The organism is Pseudoalteromonas sp. MEBiC 03485 (assembly GCF_004195145.1).
Classification (GTDB): domain Bacteria; phylum Pseudomonadota; class Gammaproteobacteria; order Enterobacterales; family Alteromonadaceae; genus Pseudoalteromonas; species Pseudoalteromonas apostichopi.
Genome location: NZ_SGBT01000001.1, coordinates 1,275,107 through 1,296,392, shown reverse-complemented (window position 1 = coordinate 1,296,392; position 21,286 = coordinate 1,275,107). Strand labels below are relative to the sequence as shown.

Below are 21,286 nucleotides of genomic sequence, written 5' to 3'. Positions count from 1 at the left end.
AAATTAGCAACCTTGTATGACAATTTTATGGCAAGGCGATGACGAGTGCAGACTAGTCAATGGCAGTGATCAGCTCAAGCTGTTTAATACGGGCAAAACTATCAATCATTTTTAGTTTGGCGCTCTGGTAATCATCCTGTGCTAAACCTGTTTGTTGAGCTAATTTATAAATTGCAAGGGGGTTAAGTAATAACTGCTGCGCGTGATAGCAACTTGCAGCTGCAAATTCTGGAAGCTCCGGTTCTAAGTTAATTGTAATTTCATTCTTCAACGCTTCTGTATCATCACTTTGCTGTTGCTGAAACTCTGTTACGTTTGCCATCGCTTGCAAACTTGCCTCACATTCTGGCAGCTGTGCTTTAAGGTTTAAAAACAAACCAGTTGATGAACTAATTAGCTTAAGCGTCAGATCTTGTAAGTGCTGAGCAGTTGATTGGTTTTGTAATGCTTCTACAACTTGCCAAGCCAACCCTTGATAGCTGTCGAACTGCTGCCCTAGAGTCACCTCAGGTGATTGTTGTATTTCAGTCTGTTCTGGCTCTGCTTTTTTGCCACAAGCGCTAAGCATTAAAAGTATAAACACACCAAACATCAGGTGTTTCATAATTTCTCCGAGAGTCTGATTTAACTCATTTTAAAACAATCATTAGTAGCAAGAGTAACCATAAATGCAAGAACAACTGAAAACATGTAACTCGTTAAGTATAGTCAATTTCATAACACCAAGATTTACTTCAGCAACAGTGCCTCTGCAGTTAGTTCGTTCGTAATGAGACTATTGATCATTCCAGATTCTATCGCTCCAGCAATGGCTGGCACTTTATTGTTACCTGCTGCAATCCCAATAACACGTTTTTCATTGCTGGGAGAAAGTACTGCACTCGTCACTCGATTATTTATTTCTGATTCGACAAGATTACCTTCATTATTATAAATCCAGCTAATTACTTCACCTGTAGCACCAATAGCGTCAAGCGCAGCCAGTTCATGCCGAGTAACAAAGCCGTCTAAGTGAAGGGGTGAATTAGTTCCTAAATCACCAATTCCAACAAATGAAACATCAGCTTGTGATGCAAGTTGATGTACATTTTTAACATGCGTTAATTGCTGCCAGCCTACTTTCTCAGCTTCAGATCCTGCAATGACGGGTACTGGCATAGGAAAATGTTGCGCACCAACTCTTTCTGCAACATGAATTGCAACTCCATAGCGACTTGCTGAGCCATCTTGAGCAATATTTCCAACTAAAGATACAATACGATGATGTGGACAATGCATTGTTGGGAGCTCTTCTGCGCATGCACGCAACACTCTACCTGTACCAAACGCTATGATTTTTGCCTGACGTTGTTTTAGCTGTCTTTCGATTTCTGCAGCACCCGCTTGAGCCAAGCCAACAGTAGAATTTATATCGTTACTCTCGCTAGGCACCACTTCACAACTAAGCAAACCGTATCGATTTTGCAGTGCATCAGCAAGCTCCATACAGCGTCGAATTGGATGCTCTAATCGTACTTTTATTAACCCCTGTGATACTGCCAAAGCAACAAGCCTTTGCGCAGATTGGCGAGATGTATTAAGTTGCTTGGCTATTTCATCTTGAGTTTTACCAGCAACATAGTAGAGCCAGCCAGCCCTCGCTGCTTCTTCTAATTTTTGATTATCACTGCTAGAAATTGAAGCCATTTTATACGCCTGTTTAAACAATAAATGAGGTAAATAATTAGCAAAATCAGTCTGCTAAACAAGAGATTTATTACTTTTTAGGGATTTTTAAATACATTTATATAATTGTGCTGTACTCATCCCTTGGGTTGCAAACAAAGTTTAAAATCGACTCTATATTGCTTCTCAGGTTAAGTTAGAATCAGCTATGCAGCGGCTATTTTATACATAATCTGTCATGAATAACAATTTTAGGGTTCACACTCTAAACTAAAAAAGCACCTAACTAAATTTGTTTCAAAATTAGTGAGGTGCCTATGCATTTCACAAAGTGTGAATAACCTGAAGCTATTAGCATCTGAACGACAAAATCAAGAATTTGCAGTCAAATAACTTCGGTTTAAAAGGTTTAGCTAGAAATTTAAGCTCAACTGTAAACCAGCAATCATTGCATTCTCAGCATCATTATCACCATTAGGGTCGATGATATACTGGATACTAGGCATTAACTGTATTGCCGGGGTGACAACATAATTATAATTTAACTCAATCGGGTACTCATGATCCCTTACTATTAATTCATTATTTAAAAAATTAGCATTATAAAAGCGCTGAGCATCATTAAGATCATTACTCACACTGTTTCGACCTACTGCAAAACCTATACGATCGTTTGGCCTACTAACCAATGGTGCATCAATATATCCGCCAAAAGCCAAAACTTCGCCAATAGCACTGATGCTTTTATCTGCATGAATCATACTCGCAAATATACGTAAGCCACCTCCTGATACATTACGAGTAAGCTGTTGTTCAATATTAAAATAAAATGCGTTATCAGTATCCTCTATAGCAACCATATCGTTTGTCGTGCCTGCAGGATAACCAGCGTTATTGACTAGTTTAGTTTTATCTAAACTACTACGGACAATGCCAAACCGATAATCGCCATCTAAACCATTTTTGTAATCCCTTTTATATTCCAGCTCACTAACCAAGGTCGTTCCGTTAATTTCACCTGATGTTGTTAATTTTAGCCCCTGATTTAATGACATGGTTGCAGGGTTTGCATCATAACTGCCTAGTTTAAAAAGCAAATTATCAGTCACTTTGTATGTTAATTGCATTCCTAATGCACTAAGAGGGTCACCATACCAGCTACTACTCAAATAATTAGATGAACCACCACTACAAAATGTCAGGTGCTGAAAGGCACAACTCATCGCAAAAAAATCAGCACTTGGGTAAATTCGACCCACTTTAATGCTAAGTTGATCTTCAAATAAATGCTGAGTTAACGAAAATTGGGTTAAACGAGTTACATTGCCTCGACCATAAATTTGTTGCGATTGCAGCAAAACAGGCAAATTTGCTTTTTCATTAATAAGCTCGCCATTACGATTAGTAAGCTCCACTTTAAATTCGGCGCCAGACCAATTAACCAATTTTTCTAAATTAAAGTAGCCACCTACAAAAAACTGATCTGCATAGGCTGTTTCTGTGCTTTCTCCTCCTTTTAAGTTATGCGCTGTTTGGCTGAAGTAGCCTAAACGAATATTCACTCCTTGCTCTGCTAGCTTATCTCTTGCCCCTAGCCAATCGCCACTTAAATGGCTGTGAACATCAAAACTATTAGCTGTATGTCCTGACTGAGAATACAGCAACATAATGGCTGCAATAGATTGAAGTCTAGCTACATTAGAATAGCGATAGCTTCTCCCTTTCAATATACGACAAAACTTAGGTTGTTGATTTTTGTTCATATGCGTGCTCTCCATTTTAAAATTGTCCTAGCTTAATCAGTATCTTGGTGTCTAGCGCTCGCAGCAAGAGCAAATGACACCATCATGAGCATATTCCTAACACACACTATATTTGTCAACATCAAAAAATAGAGCCTAAATTCTAATAAAAAGAAATTGAAATCTACCAAAGATAAATTGGAATGGATAAAACTAATCCTCGTTAATGCGACCAGTGCTTGCAGACAAAACCAAAAACAAATAAAGCACTGATGAGAATAAATAAAATTTAATAGCTTAACTAAGCATAATTTAATGAGGTTTAAGTTTGCTAAACAAGTGTAATTACTTCGACTTATTATTAACAATTAACCGATTGAGCAGACTAGTTTATTAACATTGACAAAAAACAAACACCGCAGGATTATGCCCAACAGGCATAGATTTGCCCAAGAGAGCATTTGCTTTTATGTAAATGCTCAATGACAACAATCATGGGCATGTTGAATTTGAAATTTTCTATTTGTCTAATAAAAAGTTTTAAGTGTTAAGCAATAAGCACACAAATAAAAATGCGGTTTAAGCTATTCACTTGCAAATCAGCATGCCTAAAAAGTACTGGGATCGTTACTTATGAAAAGTGATCATAAAGACCTAAACCACATAGAAGAAGAACAATTGCCTATTGCAAAACATAAGCTCAAAGGATGGAGACATTTTTTAGGTTTATACGCTGGTGAGCATGTTGCTGCCACCGAATTTGTATTTGGTGCAACCTTTGTTGCACTTGGTGCAACCATGACAGATATTCTGCTTGGTTTACTAATAGGTAATATTCTCGCCGTGCTGAGCTGGACACTAATCACAACCCCAATAGCGGTTGAAACACGCCTGAGTCTATATACTTACCTTCAAAAAATAGCAGGAAACTCTATGACCCGGTTGTATAACTGGGCGAACGTAATAATCTTTACAGTCATTTCTGCAGCTATGATCACCGTCTCTGCAACGGCTGTTCGCTTTGCACTTGATATTCCCGCTCAATTAAATTGGTATCCAACAAACGCATGGTTTGTCATGGTCGTTCTTGCCGTTGGCATTATCGTTGTATTGGTTGCCATGTATGGTTTTAATGCTGTATCGCAATTCTCAGGTATTTGTGCTCCATGGTTATTTGTTATGTTCATCAGCGGTCCATTAGTACTCATGCCTGAACTTGCAAATTCTGTAATTGGTGAAACCTCAGTCTCTAGCTGGAGAGACTTTATGCACATTGGCAGTGTCTCCGTATGGACTGGGTTAGATGCTAATGGTGAGCCAGGCATTGGGCTGTTAGAAGTCATCGGTTTTTCTTGGGCAGCGAACACGATTACTCATTTTGGTTTAATAGACATGGCCCTACTACGTTACGCGAAGAAAAAAAGCTATGGCTTATGTACATCAGCAGGTATGTTATTTGGTCACTATATCGCTTGGATCTCCGCTGGTATTATGGGTGCGGGCACAGCTGTCCTTGTGAAAAAGTCTATTACGGAGCTAGATCCAGGTGATGTTGCGTTCCATGCTCTTGGATTATCTGGGTTAGTTATTGTTATTGTTGCAGGCTGGACAACAGCAAATGCAAACTTATACCGAGCAGGTCTTGCTGCACAAGCTATATTTAGTAACCTTTCGCGTACCAGAACGACATTTTTGGTGGGCATAGTTACTGTTTTAATTGCTTGCTTTCCATTTGTATTTACTAAGTTACTCCCATTACTAACATACGCAGGGCTTTTAGTCGTACCTGTAGGTGCCATCGTTTTTGCTGAACACTTTTTATTTCCAAAGATAGGGCTAACTCGTTATTGGGTTACCTATAAAAAGCTTGAGCATAGCTCTGCGGCTGTGATTGCGTGGGCACTTGGTTTGGTTTTCGGATTTACATTAAACGCGATCAATATAATCCCATTCTACTACCTTTTCTTACCGACTTGGGTTTTCAGTATTGTCGTATATATATTTTTAGCAAAACGAAGTGGAGCTGCACATAAATATCCTGAAGAAGAAGCAGATCTTGCTAATTTTGATAAAAAAGTAGAAAGATTTCACGCCGAGCAAGCAGCCAATGAGCCATCATTTATTCTTGATAAACGTCTGCTAACCAAAGTACTCACTTCGGTTGCTTGGTTAAGTTTAGGTATCACTGTGGTGCTAGCAGCAAATACCATGTTCTACTCACCTGATGTTGCTTCATATGAATACAATAGAACATTATTTTTCAATAGTGGATTCGCATGTACCATCATTTATTTCGTTTGTGCGTACTGGGCTATGCAACGTAAAAAACAATTTTCAGCCGTTTAACTGCTCGGAGGCAAAACATGAGCGCACTTTCTTTAAATAACTCAACACTGAGCTCATTTCCTACATCTATATCGGTGCCGCGTTATAACCGACAATCACTAAAAGCCGGGATTGTCCATGTTGGTGTGGGCGGGTTTCACCGCTCTCATCAAGCTTTCTATACTGATAACTACATCAACCATACGGGAGATTTAGGTTGGGGCATATGCGGTATAGGCTTACGCGAGGCTGATCGGGCTATTAAGCAATCTCTAGAAGCACAAGATTATCTGTACTCTCTATTAGTAAAACACCCAAGTGGCAAAACTGATGTGCAAGTAATTGGCTGTTTAACCGATTTTCTCTTAGCGCCGGATGATCCAGAAGCCGTAATAAATAAAATGGCCGCTGATGAAACTCAGACTGTTTCATTAACAATAACAGAAGGGGGTTATAATTATGCCCCATCTACCGGCGAGTTCGATTTTTCAAACCCCGATATACAACATGATTTAGCAAACCCAAACAAGCCAAAGCTGATTTTTGGCTACCTTGCTGCTGCTTTAGATCGCCGTAGAAAAAGTGGCAAAAAACCATTTACAATTCAGTCTTGTGATAATGTTCAACACAACGGTGATGTAATACGGAAAATGTTAGTTACTTACATTAGTTCGTTTGACTCAGAGCTTGCTGATTGGGTAGTAAGTCAAGTTAGCTTCCCTAATGCAATGGTCGATCGTATAACGCCTGCAACCACTGATAAAGATATTGCTCTAGCTGAACAAATGGGAGTAATCGATTCATGGCCTGTCACTTGTGAGCCTTTTCACCAATGGGTCATCGAGGAGAAGTTTTGTCAACAACGCCCAGCTTGGGAGAAAGTAGGTGCACAAGTAGTAACTGATGTAACTCCTTATGAAACCATGAAAATTCGCTTGTTAAATGCGAGTCATACTGTTTTGGGAATACTCGGTTCTTTGCGTGGCTATCAAACCATAGAACAAACAATTTCAGATCCCTTATTTGCAGCACTAATAAGCAATTTCATGGATAACGAAGTAACACCTATTTTAGATGACGTGCCCGGTATTGATCTAAGTGATTATAAGCGAACGCTGATAGCTCGATTTGCAAACCCTAACATCAAAGACAGCCTTACACGAATTTGCTCTCAAAGCGCAAGTAAGGTCTCTACCTTTTTAGTGCCTACTATTTTAGAAAACTTTAAAATTGGTGGGAATACTCCAATTGCTAATTTAGTGATTGCAGCTTGGTGCTTATACAGCGACACTCATTCATCGCAACAAGGTAAGCCTTTAGAGGTTATCGATGATATAGCTGAAACATTACAGCAGGCAGCTCATGCATCACGAATCTCACCACTCGCTTTTCTTGAGCAACCGAGCATTTTCGGCCCAATTATTGAAAACAAGTCATTTTGTGATGAATATAAATATTACATCAGTAAACTTTATGCGGGAGTGGCGATAGAGCACATTATGGAAGCATTGTTAAGTAAGGATCAGGTAAGGTAAGTTTAAAAAGATATTATTCAAAAAAAAAACCGCCCTATGGCGGTTTTTCTTTGTAACACTGGTTAAGGCATAGGATCGAGATCCGCACCTTCTTTTTCTATTACTTCTGGAATTAAGTCTTCTTTACTTACACCCATTGCAATTGCTACAGCTGAGGCAACATAGATAGATGAGTAAGTACCGATGAATACACCAAATAGTAATGCAGTTGCGAAACCGTGGATCGTTTGACCACCCCAGCCAAATAACGCAATCAATACTAAGATAGTGGTGATTGAAGTTACTAGGGTACGGTTTAACGTTTGCGTTAATGAAATATCGATAATTTCAATCGTGTCATCAATACGCACCTTACGGAAATTTTCACGGATACGGTCAGATACAACGATGGTATCGTTGAGTGAGTAACCTATTACCGCCAAAATTGCCGCAAGAATCGTTAAGTCAAACTCAAGGCCAAGCACTGAGAATAAACCTAATGTAATGATAACGTCGTGTAATAGTGCTGATACTGCACCGACCGCAAAACGCCATTCAAAACGAAACGCAACGTAAATTAAGATACAGATAAGCGCAGTTAACATGGCAAGGCCACCCTGCTCTTTCAGATCTTCACCAACACTTGGGCCAACAAATTCGATACGACGCATTTCTACTGTCGACTCAACTTTTTGTAATGCCGTGATGATTTGGTTACCAATTACTTCTGCTTTTACGCCAGGACCTTGCGGAGCAAGACGCACTAGAATCTCTTTACTTGAGCCAAACAGTTGCACCGAAAAATCTTCAAAGCCACTTTCAGTGATTGCATCACGAACTTCTTTAAGATCAGGTGCCTGTGTAAAGCCTACCTCAACAGCGGTACCGCCAGTGAAGTCGAGACCAAAATTTAAGCCTTTAGTAAAAAACGATACGAAAGAAGCCAAAATCAACAAAGTTGATAGTGCCATGGCAAACTTTCTTAACTTCATAAACGGGAGTGTTTTACCACCGAGTTTTAAAATTTGCATGCTGACTCCTAAATCGACAACTTCTCAACGCGCTTACCGCCAATAAACAAGTTGATTACCGCACGGGTACCAACAATGGCTGTAAACATAGAGGTGATAATACCAATCGCTAGCGTTACTGCGAAACCAGCAATAGGACCAGTACCCACTGCAAATAGGATCACTGCTGCGATAAGCGTTGTGATATTAGCATCTAAAATTGTGCTAAACGCGCTGTCGTAACCAAAATGAACCGCTTGTTGTGGACTGCGGCCATCTGCAAGTTCTTCACGAATACGTTCGAAGATAAGTACGTTGGCATCAACGGCCATACCTACGGTTAGTACGATACCGGCAATACCCGGTAGCGTTAGCGCTGCACCTGGGATAAGCGACATTACACCGACGATTAGTACTAAGTTGGCACCTAGGGCGATATTCGCCACCATGCCGAAACCTTTGTAATAAACAAGCATAAATAAAAGTACAAACACGAAACCAAGCACAACCGCGGTCATACCCGCTTCAATGTTTTCCTGACCTAAGCTTGGACCTACCGTGCGCTCTTCAACAATTTGAATTGGCGCAACAAGTGCACCCGCACGTAGTAATAAGCTAAGATTATGTGCTTCAGCTGGGTTATCGATACCAGTAATACGGAATGAACGGTCTAGACGCGCTTGAATCGTCGCCACGTTAATCACTTCTTCAACTTTAATTGGTGGAAGTGCTTTACCATTTTCATCTGTTTTACCTGATGGCTTATATTCGATAAATACCGTTGCCATGCGTTTACCGATCGCACGCTTAGTGAACGCATTCATTTTCGCGCCACCTTTACTGTCTAGCGTGATGCTAACTTGTGGACGTTGATACTCATCCATACCTGATTGCGCGCCAGTAATGTGGCTACCTTCAAGGATGATGCGTTGCTTAAGTACCACAGGGTAACCTTCACGAGCCATAATCATTTCAGTACCAGGCGGTAAACGGCCCTGAAGCGCAGCACTTGCATCTGCGTTTTCATCAACTTCGCGGAATTCTAATGTTGCTGTTGCACCAAGAATTTCTTTTGCACGAGCTGTATCTTGAACACCCGGAAGCTGCACGATAATGCGCTCAGCACCTTGACGCTGTACGTTCGGCTCTGCAACACCAATCTGGTTAATACGGTTACGAATAATCGTTTCGTTTTGTTTGATAGCGTAATCACGAATTTCTTTAAGCTTTTGCTCGCTCATGCTGGCATAAAAAGCATTATCGCTGCTGCTATCATCAACATAAACGTTTAATGGGTAACGTGTTGATAAGAAACGCTCTGCAGCGTCTTTATCTTCTTCGTTACGCATTTCAACACGTAATCGCTCACTATTCGCTACACGGCGAACAGTACGATAACGTAGTTTTTCTTCACGTAAGTCACTTTTGAAATCTTGTTCCATTTGCTCAAGCTGAGTATCAACCGCCGTCGCCATGTCGATTTCCATAGTAAAGTGAACACCACCGCTTAAATCTAGGCCTAGCTTCATTGGGTTACCACCCAGTGACTTTAACCACTCTGGTTGAGCAGGAGCCATATTGATTGCAGAGATATAATCTTCACTAAGGGAATCACGCAGTAGATCTTGCGCTTTTAGTTGGTCTTCAACATTCTTAAAACGAACCAGAATTTGTCCGTCTTCAAGTTTACTTGATTTAACAGTAACGTTATGTTCTTTGAGAGTCGCATTTACTTTATCGAGTACGCTGAGGTCAGCATCAGTACCTTTAGTGCCCGATACTTGTATGGCCGGGTCACGGCCATACAAGTTAGGAGAGGCATATAAAATACCAACGACTAACACTACAAGAACAAGTAAATACTTCCATAATGGAAACTTGTTTAACACGTGTGAGTCCTTATTTTTATTGTTATAGCGACTTCATAGTGCCTTTAGGCAATACTGCAGAAACAGCTGATTTTTGTACTGTTACTTCTGCTTGGTCATTTAATGAAATCACGATGAAGTCTTTGTCATCAGCGATTTTAGCAATCTTACCCACTAAACCACCTTGCGTTAGTACTTCGTCGCCTTTTGCCATTGCGCTCATTAGTGCTTTATGCTCTTTTACGCGCTTAGCTTGTGGACGGTAGATTAAGAAATAAAATACCAGACCGAAAATACCCAACATGATCAGCATTTCCATGCCACCACCTGCTGGTGCTGCACCTGCCGCACTTGCGTGGGCGTTTGAGATGAATAAACTCATTTCACTTCCTCTTTAATTTTTCTAAAAATTTAATCTGATGTATCTGCAAGCTCAGGCACTTCTTGGCCGCGGCGTGCATAAAAATCTGCAACAAATTCGTCTAGTTTGCCATTGCTAATGGCATTACGTAAGCCTTCCATCACGCGTTGATAATAACGTAAGTTATGAATCGTGTTTAGACGTGCGCCTAAGATTTCATTACATTTATCAAGATGATGCAAGTATGCACGTGAATAGTTTTTACAAGTATGACAATCACACTCAGGATCCAGTGGACCCGTGTCTGTTTTATGGACTGCATTACGGATTTTAACAATGCCGCCAGTTACGAATAAATGACCGTTACGAGCATTACGCGTAGGCATTACACAGTCAAACATATCGATACCACGGCGAACCGCTTCAACTAAATCTTCTGGTTTACCAACGCCCATTAAGTAACGAGGCTTGTCTTCAGGCATTTTGTAAGCACAGTGATCAAGAATATTAATCATCTCATTTTTCGGCTCACCTACCGATAAACCACCTAATGCATAACCATCAAAGCCGATTTCTTCTAGGCCTTTTTGTGATTGTGCACGAAGCTCAGGATACATACCACCTTGAATAATACCAAATAGCGCAGCTGGGTTATCGCCATGACCTTCTTTTGAACGTTTAGCCCAACGAAGTGATAACTCCATAGAATCTTTAGCTTCTTTTTCTGTCGCAGGGTATGGCGTACATTCGTCAAAAATCATCACGATGTCAGAGCCTAAATCACGCTGAACTTGCATCGCTTTTTCTGGCGAAAGCATGATCTTTTCACCATTAACTGGTGAGCTGAACATTACGCCTTCTTCAGTGATTTTACGCATTGCGCCTAAGCTGAATACTTGGAAACCGCCTGAATCAGTTAGGATTGGACGATCCCAATTCATAAAGTCGTGTAAATCACCGTGTTGCTTAATGATTTCTGTACCAGGACGCAGCATTAAGTGGAAAGTGTTACCTAGGCAAATTTGCGCGCCGGTATCTTTCACTTCGTCAGGCGTCATGCCTTTAACAGTACCGTAAGTACCTACTGGCATAAATGCTGGCGTTTCTACAACACCACGTTCAAAAATCAAGCGGCCGCGGCGCGCTTTACCGTCAGTGCGGTCTAATTCAAATTTCATATTATCCTCAGTGTCGGAAAAACAGTCCAACAAGCTATAATTTAACCGCTCGATTCTACCCTGTTTGCGGGTTTATTACTATAAATTGGGCTAAATTCGAAAATAAAAAGCCCAGTTAAAAAACTGGGCTTTTTATAGTTATTTGCGCGTTAAGAACATCGCATCACCATAACTAAAGAAGCGATACTGCTGCTCAATAGCCGTATGGTAGGCACCCATAATGTTCTCTTGGCCAGCAAAAGCACTCACTAACATGATTAACGTTGATTCAGGTAAGTGAAAATTTGTCACCATGGCATCAACCACATTGAACTGATAACCCGGGTAGATAAAGATATCGGTATCACCAAAATATGTATCTAATTTGCCGCCGTGCACTTTAGCAGCTGACTCTAACGAACGCACTGACGTAGTACCCACCGCAATTACACGACCACCTTTTGCTTTCGTTTCAGCTACCGCTTTAACCACTTCATCTGGTACTTCGATGTACTCTGAGTGCATGACATGCTCATCAACTGAGTCAACGCGCACAGGCTGGAAAGTACCTGCACCAACATGCAAAGTCACAAACGCCATGTTAATGCCTTTATCTTTTAAGGCTGCCATTAACTTATCGTCAAAATGCAGGCCTGCTGTTGGGGCTGCAACTGCACCTGGTTTTTCACCATATACTGTTTGGTACCGCTCACGGTCTGATTCGTTATCAGGGCGGTCAATATAGGGTGGCAATGGCATGTGCCCAATGTCATTAAGAATATCAAGTACATTTTCGTCTTTGGCAAATTCAAGTTCAAATAGCTCACCGTGACGGGCAACCATGATTGCTTCAGCTTTACCTTCAAGAATGATTTTTGATCCTGGTTTTGGTGATTTGCTGGCACGTACATGAGCCAGCACTCGGTGCTCATCAAGCACACGCTCGACCAATACCTCTAGCTTACCACCCGACTCTTTTTGCCCGAACATGCGAGCAGGGATCACTTTGGTGTTATTAAAAACTAATAAGTCATTTTCGTTAACGAGCGATAAAATATCACTAAATACTTTGTGCTCAACTTGCCCTGACGGGCCATCAAGCGTCAGTAAACGGCTGCTAGTTCGATCTGCTTTAGGAAAACGAGCAATTAATTCATCAGGAAGGTCAAAGCTAAAATCAGCTACGCGCATGGAGCATATCTCTCATTAATAAAAACGCGCCAAGTTTACTCTGATACGCCCACTACCTCAAGCAAAGCCCTGCACCATCTTAGCGCTCGCTAAAGGCGATTTTAGACTTAAGTGCTTAATAACCGCTTTTAGGTAAAGTTTGCTTGTAGATTAGGCAAAATGTCATTATTCTAGCTTATTCACTAAACATGGGTTAAGTAAGAGGTAGTAGCGCCATGGCAAAGCAGTTAAAGCTGCTAATTTTGAACGCGAGCGTTGCTGAGCGTGAAACAATTAAGACTACATTAAATAAGCTTAATGTCTTCACCTTTATCGAAGCTAGTGACTCTCAAGATGCGCTAAAAATTCTCAAAAGCCACCCTGTGGATATTATCATTACAGGCCTTGAAGTCGGTAAGATTGATGGTTGGCGCTTTTCGCGCATGATTCGCTCTGGGTTATTAAAGACCCCAAAAAACACACCGATTTTACTTACTCCTCCAATTTATTGTGAACGTATAGCCGAAACCACTGCACGAAGCTATGGTATTGATGCCGTACTGCCGTTTGAGCGCCAAGATATGCTACCGCAAGTACTGGCAAACGTGTTATCAACTCACCTTGAAAAAAGTAGTCGCCTTAATTTATTACTACTTGAAACAGATAACCGTAAAGCAAATGACATTAGCGAACAGCTAAAACTCAGCTTCGCTATTACCCATACCACATCAACAAAAGCGGCCCTTGCCACCTATTTGCAGCAAAAGTTTGCCATTGTACTGATAGATGCCACTGAATCTCACTCTGATACCGCAGCCGGATTGATTAGTGAAATTTTACAGCACAACCCTAAACAAGCAATTGTAACCATCATAGATAACAATGATGCAGATTACGCTGAGCAATTGTTACTTTCTGGCGTCACTGATTTTATTCGCGCACCTTACGATCATTCGTTATTGAGTAAAGTCTGCGACCATGCCGCCCGTCGTGAAGACTTTATGGTGAGCTACGCAGAGTTTGCGCAAAAAGTAGAACAACTAAGTCAGAGCCAAAGCCGTTATAAAGAGCTGTTTTCTGCCCACCAACGTATTTTATTACATCTCAATACTGTGGTACTTGAGTTTAACCAAGAGGGTAATATTCGCTTTATTAACCCTGCCTGGGAGCACCTAACGGGCTACGGCATTAAGTCTAGTTTGGCGAAATCATTAACTGACTTTTGTTTGCCTGAGTGCAAAACAAAGCTGCAGGCTACAATTCAGAGTATCTTGCGTGGTGGCGAGTTACAGCAACAAGTTGAAATTCAGTTAAAGCACAAAAATGGCAATGCAATTTGGGTTGAGTGCCGCTTACAGCTGATTAAAAATAGCCAAAACTCAGCAACCATAACTGCTACTATCGATAACATCCATGAACGTAAGCAAGCTGAACTGCAACTACGTCACTTAGCGCTCCATGATACGCTTACAGAGCTGCATAACCGCTACTACTTTGACCAACAATTACAACGTATTTGTAAAGCTAAATACACCAGTAATGATACCGAGCATGCGCTCATTTATATCGACTTAGATCACTTTAAAATTATCAATGACAGTAAAGGTCACCAACAAGGTGATATCGTTTTAAAAGAGGTTGCTCAGTTATTCATTACAAATATCAGTGAGGAGCACCTGATCTGCCGTATAGGTGGTGATGAATTTGCCGTGATCTTAAAAAATACCAACTTACTCGATGCGCACTTAGTTGCAGAAAGTATTTGTATGGCGATTGAAAAACACCGTTTTCACTCAGAAGGTCAAGAATACTCAATTAGCTGCTCGATAGGTTTAACCCAAATAACCGCTGAAAATAACGATCCAAGTGAGTGTTTAAAGCAAGCTGATATTGCTCTGTATGTGGCAAAGAGCTTAGGCCGAAATCTAGTTCATTGCTACTCGAAGGAAGACTCTAGCCACAACAGTTTACAAGCTGGCCTTGAGTGGGGCCACAGTATTCGCCAAGCATTACAACATGATGCTATCGAATTACACTATCAACCGATTTGGGATTTCAAGCAAGGTCACGTTGCCTATTTTGAAGCTTTATTACGCTTAACGCTTGATGATGAACTCATCTACCCTAACCAGTTTATTCCTGCACTAGAGCTTTTAAACGATACCTTTTTGATGGATCAATGTGTAATTCGTAATGCTATTAAAAGCGTTGCCAAGTACCCCGAACTAAATCAAGTTGCGATTAACTTGTCTGCACAGTCATTTTTAGATGAGCGCTTGCTGCCACATATTGAGTCGAGCTTAAAAGAATACTGTGTTGAACCAACACGCATTATTTTTGAGATCACTGAGTCTGCAAGTATCAATAACCTTGCTGCTACCCGTGCCATGATCGAGCGATTAAACGGCTTAGGTTGCCACTTCTCTATTGATGACTTTGGAACTGGCTTTAGTACTTTTAACTACCTTAAACAATTACCTGCTCAGCATGTAAAAATTGATGGCTCATTCGTCCGCGACATGTTGAATGACCCCATCGATTTAGCGCTTGTGAAAGCGATTAATGACATTAGTACTTCTTTAGATAAACGCTCTGTTGCTGAATATGTTGAAAATAAAGAGATATTCTTAGCGCTAAAAGAGATTGGTGTCGACTATGGTCAAGGTTACTTTATTGCTCGTCCTGTACCGGTTGAAAAAATAAACGACGAGCTTAAAAAAATATCTGAAAATAATCTGTTTAACTAACAATTATCTAGCCTTAAAAAGCTTAAATTAAATACATTTTTAAACATTTTTTATTAGTTTTTAAACTTCCATACTGACAATACTCATCTATACTTAAATCCACAGCAAGATGAAATGTCATGCATTTATGGTGATTATCCAAAAAAAAACATGACATTGCATATTATATTAAACATACATAATATAACTTAACATCGTTAAGTCCATGTATTGACGGTATAAAGGAGAAAAGTGATGACACAACTAATCGTTTTGTTACTGATTGTGAATCTAGGGATAGCGTATCAATGTTACCGTAATGCGACCTTTAAAGGGTATCCGGTAAAAACATTTACAGGGCTAGGGTTAGTACCTTACTTTAATTTAGTCGTGTGGGTTTACTTGTTGTTTTTACCCGACTTAAAACCATTTTCAATGAATGAAAAGCAGCCACTTTAGGCTGCTTTTTTAGTTGGAAGTGTGAAAGCTTAAAAGCTATAACTTGATGCTTTATCAAGTAATTGTGCGGCTTTTATATCACCAACCACACACTTTTTAATATCTGATTTTTTAAACACTTTTACTTGCTCACTTTTACCTTCGCTAACACCACGAATGATAAAACTGACATGCTCATCATTAGGCAGACTTCTTAAGCCGCTACCATAATCACATAAGGTCTGTGATAAACTTTTATCTACTTGCTGAGCTAAGGCGGCCAATTGCTGTTTTTGTTCTTTAACACGCGCTTGCTTCTTCTCAGCTAACTCTTTGCGCATTTCTTGCTGTTTTAATGACAACTTTTGCTGCTGTTTTTCAAGCTCTTTGATAGATGCTTGCAAAGCCTGTTTACGCTTTTCGAGCTCTTGCTCTTTCGCATCTTTATCGTGACGGCGGTCAAATTCAAGGTCGCGCTTTTCACGTTCAAGGTCGCGGATTTCACGGCTAACATCGCGCTCTTGTTCAGCTACTTCACGAACTCGTTCAGCGCTTTCTCGCATTACTTCCATGGCTTGTTGATAGGCCTCTTGGGTTTTCACTACGACAGCATCGCTAATCACTTGCACATGTTCGCCCAGCACTTCTATTTCAGCCAGCTCTTCAAAATCGATATCTGGCAGTGGTGGAAGGGGGGCATCAGGCACAGTCGCAAATACTGAAGACCAACGTGAGCTACCTCGCACATCAAAGCTAAACACCACGCCTTGGTGCTGCAAATAACTTGAAGACACGTTTCTTACCTTGTTATCGGTATCTTGTTTTAATGCGGCTGTTAGGATTTTTTCCATTATGCCTACTTCTCGCTGAATTTGATCTAATTCATCACTTGCTTGTGCTGATAAGCTTACTACTGTGCAAAGCAATAAGGCAGCTGTGGTTGATTTGTATTTTGACATCTTAATACTCCAAGTTATTGGCAACGGTTGGCAATGGGCTACCATCCACTTGCTCTGCTAAATCATTTAATTGCATACGTAAGTACGCTTGGTCTTGGGCTCGCTGCGTTTTAATATATGCAAGCACACTGGCAATATCTTCCTGACGCTCTACTCGCCCCGTCTTAATAGCTTCTTTTGCTAACTGATACATTTGTTGCTGCTGCACTTCATTTTGCGCAGTGATAATATTTTGCAATTGATCTATTTGCTTTTGTTGTGACTCTAATAAATTGGTTTGTTTGGCCACTTGCTCGAGTAATTGCTGATTTCCTTGCTGTGGATTACTAACAAAAAGCCACGCGCAAAATGCAATTGATGCAGCCACTGCCCACATCCCTGAACCAAAAAACAGATTCGATTTTTGTACTTTTGGCATACTGGACTCTCGATCCCAGTTTGGTACTGACACCGTTTCATAATTCTGACTTTGCTGTTGCCATTGCATTGCATTACTCATCATTAATGCATATTCAGCATTGGCCTGTAGCAACGCAATTTGCTCATCTGTAAGACTTTCGCCTTCTAACCATGCGCTAAACAATGAATCTAAATTAGCCATCTACGGCCTCCAAATGCACTTTTAACTTACCAAGTGCACTGTATAGTCTCGATTTAGCTGTATTGGTTGAAATACCTAATTGCTCAGCTATCTCTTCAAACGTACAGTGCTGAAAAAATTTTAACTCCACCACCAAGCGTTGCTCCCAGGGTAAATTATTCATCATTTCTTTGAGCTCATAATGCTGCTCGGATTGCAGTCGATTGGTTTCTAACTCACTCTGCTCACAACTTTCTTCTGGTACAGAATCCAAGCTCTGATGCAGCTTACGGCGGCGATAATATTCAACACTGCGCCTGTGCACAATTTGATAGAGCCAAGTGTTAAAACTCGATTCCCCGCGAAAACTTGGCAAGCTTTTATATACAGAAATAAACACTTCTTGCATCAAATCCATTGCATCATCAGGGTGGCTTAGCATCCTTAAACAATAGTTATACACCTGTGTTTCGTGCTGCTTGACTAATTTCAACCACGCCCGTTTATTACCTTGCTGCGCTTTAGCAATTAATGTTTCAAGTGATTGAAAAAACACACTAGCCTCGTCATCTGATCTGCCTTTTATGGTTTTGTTATTATGTTAGTCGAGGGAAGGAAAAAAATAGTTTGTTTAAATAATAAAAAACCCCAAATTTTTTATTTGGGGTTTTATTTAGAGGTAGAGGCTTTATTCGTTGTCACACTGACCGTCTAAGCTACATTGCTTGTTAAGAAATAGCTCTAACTGTTGGCTAAACAGCCTAAAGTCTCTGATCCGGCCTGTGGTTTTACGCCACACGATACCTATTTCTCGGTAAGCATCGCCTTGAGATGGCGTTGCGACCATATCTTTCTTATCTAAAATGCCGGCATTTATGGCCATTTGAGGTAGGAAAGTAACACCCAGTTGGTGTTCAACCATACTTAATAAAGTATGTAAGCTTGCCGCTTCAAATGGATTAATACAGCTTGAGCGATTTAAATGACAGGCACTTAGCGCGTGCCCAGTCATACAATGCTCACGTTCAAGTAAAAACACGCTAGCATCAGGTAACAGATTAAAATCTTCTACACCATCCGCTGGAGTGTAATCTTTATGATGCACTAGACTGAAGTGATCTTTGGCAAGTACTTGGGTATGAAACTTTTCAGTATCAAATGGCAAGGCCAGTAAAGCCATATCAATTTGTCCGTGCTCTAGCTTATCGAGTAGCTTGTCGCTGGTATCTTCAACCAAGACTAACTCTAACTCAGTAAAGGTTTGTTTGCAGAAATGATATAAGGGCGCAGCAATAAAGCTGGCAATCGTTGGGATCACACCAAGAGTAAGTGTCCCGCTTAAAGGCGTTAAAAAGCTCTTTGTAAGCTCTTTTAGACTAAGAGTGTCGTCAATAATTTTACGGGCTTTCTCTACAACTTCCTCACCAATAGCTGTAAACATTAAACTGCGGTTTTCGCGCTCTATGAGCTGGCAACCTAAAGTTTCTTCTAGATTTTGAATTGCACTACTTAATGTAGATTGACCAATAAAACAGGCGCTGGCTGCGCGGCCAAAGTGTTGATGTTGATGGACTGCTAGTAAATACTGTAGTTGTTTTATACTTGGTAAGTTATTCATACTCTACCTGAAAATAAAAAGACCCCAATACCTAAGGCATTGAGATCTTTTCAAGCTAAAAGTCTTTTAGTACTTTTTATACCCCGAAGGCAGTTCTCAGTACGTAGAAAATAACAATAGCAAGGGCTGCGCCAACTGGCAATGTAATTACCCAAGAAACTACAATGTTTCTTACAACACCCATATTAAGTGCCGCAATACCACGTGCCATACCTACACCTAGTACCGCACCCACCAGTGTTTGTGTAGTAGAAATAGGTAAACCAGTACCTGAAGCAATAACAACTGTAGAAGCCGCAGCAAGTTCTGCAGCAAAACCACGGCTTGGTGTTAAGTGCGTGATACCTTCACCGATTGTTTTAATTACTTTCTTACCTAAGATAGCAAGACCAGCAACAATACCTAAACCACCTAGTGGTAAAATCCACCATGCGATAGCCGCTTTCTTAGCGATTTCACCGTTGTGCTCAACAATGTTTACAACAGCAGCTAGTGGACCAATCGCGTTAGCAACATCGTTTGAACCGTGTGCGAAAGCCATACAACATGCTGTTAGTACCATAAGTACTGCGAACACTTTCTCAACGTTGTTAAATTGCATTGCTTTGTCAGCTTTAGGATCGATTTTCAGACGCGCAATAGCAATCTTACCAATAACAGCTACGACAACTGCAATCGCGATAGAAAGCGCGTAGCCTTCAACAGCACCTAAATCAATACCAATGTGCTTCAAGCCTTTCTTAATTGTTACCAGTGACATGATAAAGCCTGCTAGACCCATATACACAGGTACGAAACGCTTAGCATTTTTAAGTGGTGCATCAGTGTCAAAAATTAGCTTTTGCGCACTCATAAAGATCAGGTATGCAATAAAACCAGAAATAGCAGGGGTAACAATCCAGCTACCAACAATACCCATTACCTTGTTCCATTGGATTGCTTCGCTACCGACAGCAACCAGAGCGAAACCAATGATGGCACCAATGATTGAGTGAGTCGTAGATACAGGCCAGCCTAAGAAAGAGGCAATCAATAACCAGCTACCCGCAGCGAATAGTGCGGCAATCATACCAAGGATCATAAGTTCCGGTATGTCCATAAATGGCGTCGCATCAATAATTCCTTTTCGGATTGTAGATGTAACCTCACCACCAGCAAGGTATGCGCCAGCGAATTCAAACACCATCGCGATGATGATTGCTTGTTTAATTGTAAGTGCTTTTGAGCCAACTGATGTACCCATCGCATTGGCAACATCATTTGCACCAATACCATAAGCCATGAAGAAACCAACTGCGGCGGCAGTTAAAACCAGTATCGTGCCGTAATTTGCAATGATATCCATTGTGTGAACCTTTAATTTTTTCGTTTTTGAACTGATTTGAAATTAACGAGCTAACATCAGCTCAAGACGAGAACCTACGCGCTCAGCAATATCTGCAAGCTCGCCTACCCATTCAATGATCTTGTATAAGAACATTACGTCGACAGGATTAAGTTCATTTTCGATGGCGCGCAATTGACGGCGAATTTTGATTTGCATGTCATCCGTGTCTTGTTCAATAGCGTCCAATTCAACGAGCATTTTCTCAACTAAAGTAACTTCGCGACCTTTGAAGCCAGTTTCTAGCAGCTCATCTAGCTCATTGATTGCTTTTGATGCTTGTTTAGTCGCATCAACACAACGCGTTAAATAAACAAGGAAATCTTCTTGTATTTCAGTGGGAATAGTCATCTCACGACCAACTACACGACCTGCAATGTCTTTTGCTTTGTTAGCAATTTTGTCTTGTTGGGTAACAAGCTCAAGCAAATCGGTACGCTCAACGGGCATGAATAAACCACGTGGTAGTTGAAGGCGGATGTTACGTTTCATTTCATCAGCTTCACGCTCTAAATTGCGAATGTTTAGGCGGATTTCTTCCGCTTCTTGCCACTCTGCTTTAAAAACGTGATTAAAGAAAGGTATCAATGCTTTACTTGCTTGATGTGCTTTCTTAATGTGATCTTCCATAGGCTTAATAGGTGATTTAGCAAAAACCCCTAAAAATGCATTTGTAGGCATAACTGACCCTTTATAAATTAGTATGCTTTGGCAGCTGCGAATTTTACAGCATTGTGTTCGATTGTGAACGCTTTTTCTGCCTTACATC

At 40.7% G+C, this 21,286-nt stretch carries 18 protein-coding genes; 4 read left to right on the top strand and 14 right to left on the bottom strand.

Going from position 1 to position 21,286, the window contains the following annotated elements:
* Positions 1–52: 52 nt before the first annotated feature.
* The 3 genes from EVU92_RS06045 to EVU92_RS06035 form a co-directional block, all read right to left on the bottom strand.
* Complete coding sequence (locus EVU92_RS06045) at positions 53–604, bottom strand: hypothetical protein (protein WP_130050436.1); 552 nt, start codon at positions 602–604, stop codon at positions 53–55.
* A gap of 125 nt (positions 605–729) precedes the next feature.
* The gene (locus EVU92_RS06040) at positions 730–1,686 is read right to left on the bottom strand and encodes a sugar-binding transcriptional regulator (RefSeq protein WP_130050435.1); all 957 of its coding nucleotides are present in this window, start codon (positions 1,684–1,686) and stop codon (positions 730–732) included.
* Positions 1,687–2,078: 392 nt separating this feature from the next.
* Positions 2,079–3,428 carry a carbohydrate porin gene (locus tag EVU92_RS06035; RefSeq protein ID WP_168989999.1) on the bottom strand — a complete coding sequence of 450 codons (1,350 nt, stop codon included), beginning with the start codon at positions 3,426–3,428 and terminating at the stop codon, positions 2,079–2,081.
* Positions 3,429–4,040: 612 nt separating this feature from the next.
* On the opposite strand from EVU92_RS06035, the gene EVU92_RS06030 reads away from it, so the two are divergent.
* Together EVU92_RS06030 and EVU92_RS06025 are read left to right on the top strand one after the other, a co-directional pair.
* On the top strand, positions 4,041–5,753 hold the full coding sequence (locus EVU92_RS06030) for a hypothetical protein (protein ID WP_130050433.1): 1,713 nt from the start codon (positions 4,041–4,043) through the stop codon (positions 5,751–5,753).
* A gap of 17 nt (positions 5,754–5,770) precedes the next feature.
* A complete protein-coding gene (locus EVU92_RS06025; RefSeq protein ID WP_130050432.1) occupies positions 5,771–7,267 on the top strand; it encodes a mannitol dehydrogenase family protein in 1,497 nt (498 codons plus the stop codon).
* Between the two features lie 62 nt (positions 7,268–7,329).
* Here EVU92_RS06025 and secF read toward each other — a convergent pair whose 3' ends face one another.
* The 5 genes from secF to queA form a co-directional block, all read right to left on the bottom strand.
* Positions 7,330–8,277: a protein translocase subunit SecF gene (secF, locus tag EVU92_RS06020; RefSeq protein WP_130050431.1), complete on the bottom strand. Its 948-nt coding sequence runs from the start codon at positions 8,275–8,277 to the stop codon at positions 7,330–7,332.
* A gap of 8 nt (positions 8,278–8,285) precedes the next feature.
* The gene (gene secD, locus EVU92_RS06015) at positions 8,286–10,145 is read right to left on the bottom strand and encodes a protein translocase subunit SecD (protein WP_130050430.1); all 1,860 of its coding nucleotides are present in this window, start codon (positions 10,143–10,145) and stop codon (positions 8,286–8,288) included.
* A 22-nt stretch (positions 10,146–10,167) separates the two neighbouring features.
* Positions 10,168–10,506 carry a preprotein translocase subunit YajC gene (gene yajC / locus EVU92_RS06010; protein WP_036973302.1) on the bottom strand — a complete coding sequence of 113 codons (339 nt, stop codon included), beginning with the start codon at positions 10,504–10,506 and terminating at the stop codon, positions 10,168–10,170.
* 29 nt (positions 10,507–10,535) lie between these two features.
* Positions 10,536–11,663 carry a tRNA guanosine(34) transglycosylase Tgt gene (gene tgt / locus EVU92_RS06005; protein ID WP_058583935.1) on the bottom strand — a complete coding sequence of 376 codons (1,128 nt, stop codon included), beginning with the start codon at positions 11,661–11,663 and terminating at the stop codon, positions 10,536–10,538.
* 138 nt (positions 11,664–11,801) lie between these two features.
* A complete protein-coding gene (gene queA / locus EVU92_RS06000) occupies positions 11,802–12,833 on the bottom strand; it encodes a tRNA preQ1(34) S-adenosylmethionine ribosyltransferase-isomerase QueA (protein ID WP_130050429.1) in 1,032 nt (343 codons plus the stop codon).
* Positions 12,834–13,048: 215 nt separating this feature from the next.
* Here queA and EVU92_RS05995 point away from each other — a divergent pair, with 215 nt between their 5' ends.
* Both EVU92_RS05995 and EVU92_RS05990 read left to right on the top strand, forming a co-directional pair.
* On the top strand, positions 13,049–15,559 hold the full coding sequence (locus EVU92_RS05995; RefSeq protein ID WP_130050428.1) for an EAL domain-containing protein: 2,511 nt from the start codon (positions 13,049–13,051) through the stop codon (positions 15,557–15,559).
* A gap of 234 nt (positions 15,560–15,793) precedes the next feature.
* Positions 15,794–15,997, top strand: coding sequence for a hypothetical protein (locus tag EVU92_RS05990; RefSeq protein WP_054563535.1), 204 nt, complete (start codon positions 15,794–15,796; stop codon positions 15,995–15,997).
* 29 nt (positions 15,998–16,026) lie between these two features.
* On the opposite strand, the gene EVU92_RS05985 is transcribed toward EVU92_RS05990, so the two are convergent.
* The 6 genes from EVU92_RS05985 to EVU92_RS05960 form a co-directional block, all read right to left on the bottom strand.
* Positions 16,027–16,935 carry a hypothetical protein gene (locus EVU92_RS05985; protein WP_130050427.1) on the bottom strand — a complete coding sequence of 303 codons (909 nt, stop codon included), beginning with the start codon at positions 16,933–16,935 and terminating at the stop codon, positions 16,027–16,029.
* 1 nt (position 16,936) lies between these two features.
* Positions 16,937–17,536, bottom strand: coding sequence for a hypothetical protein (locus EVU92_RS05980; RefSeq protein WP_130050426.1), 600 nt, complete (start codon positions 17,534–17,536; stop codon positions 16,937–16,939).
* Entirely contained in the window at positions 17,529–18,071 is a 543-nt protein-coding gene (locus EVU92_RS05975; protein WP_130050425.1) for an RNA polymerase sigma factor, read from the bottom strand. The genes EVU92_RS05980 and EVU92_RS05975 overlap by 8 nt, the downstream gene beginning before the upstream one ends.
* A 132-nt stretch (positions 18,072–18,203) precedes the next feature.
* The gene (locus EVU92_RS05970) at positions 18,204–19,133 is read right to left on the bottom strand and encodes a hydrogen peroxide-inducible genes activator (RefSeq protein ID WP_130050424.1); all 930 of its coding nucleotides are present in this window, start codon (positions 19,131–19,133) and stop codon (positions 18,204–18,206) included.
* A 76-nt stretch (positions 19,134–19,209) separates the two neighbouring features.
* Positions 19,210–20,478 (bottom strand): inorganic phosphate transporter, encoded by a 1,269-nt coding sequence (locus tag EVU92_RS05965; RefSeq protein WP_130050423.1) that lies wholly within the window; start codon positions 20,476–20,478, stop codon positions 19,210–19,212.
* A gap of 42 nt (positions 20,479–20,520) precedes the next feature.
* A complete protein-coding gene (locus EVU92_RS05960) occupies positions 20,521–21,198 on the bottom strand; it encodes a TIGR00153 family protein (RefSeq protein WP_130050422.1) in 678 nt (225 codons plus the stop codon).
* Positions 21,199–21,286: the final 88 nt, after the last annotated feature.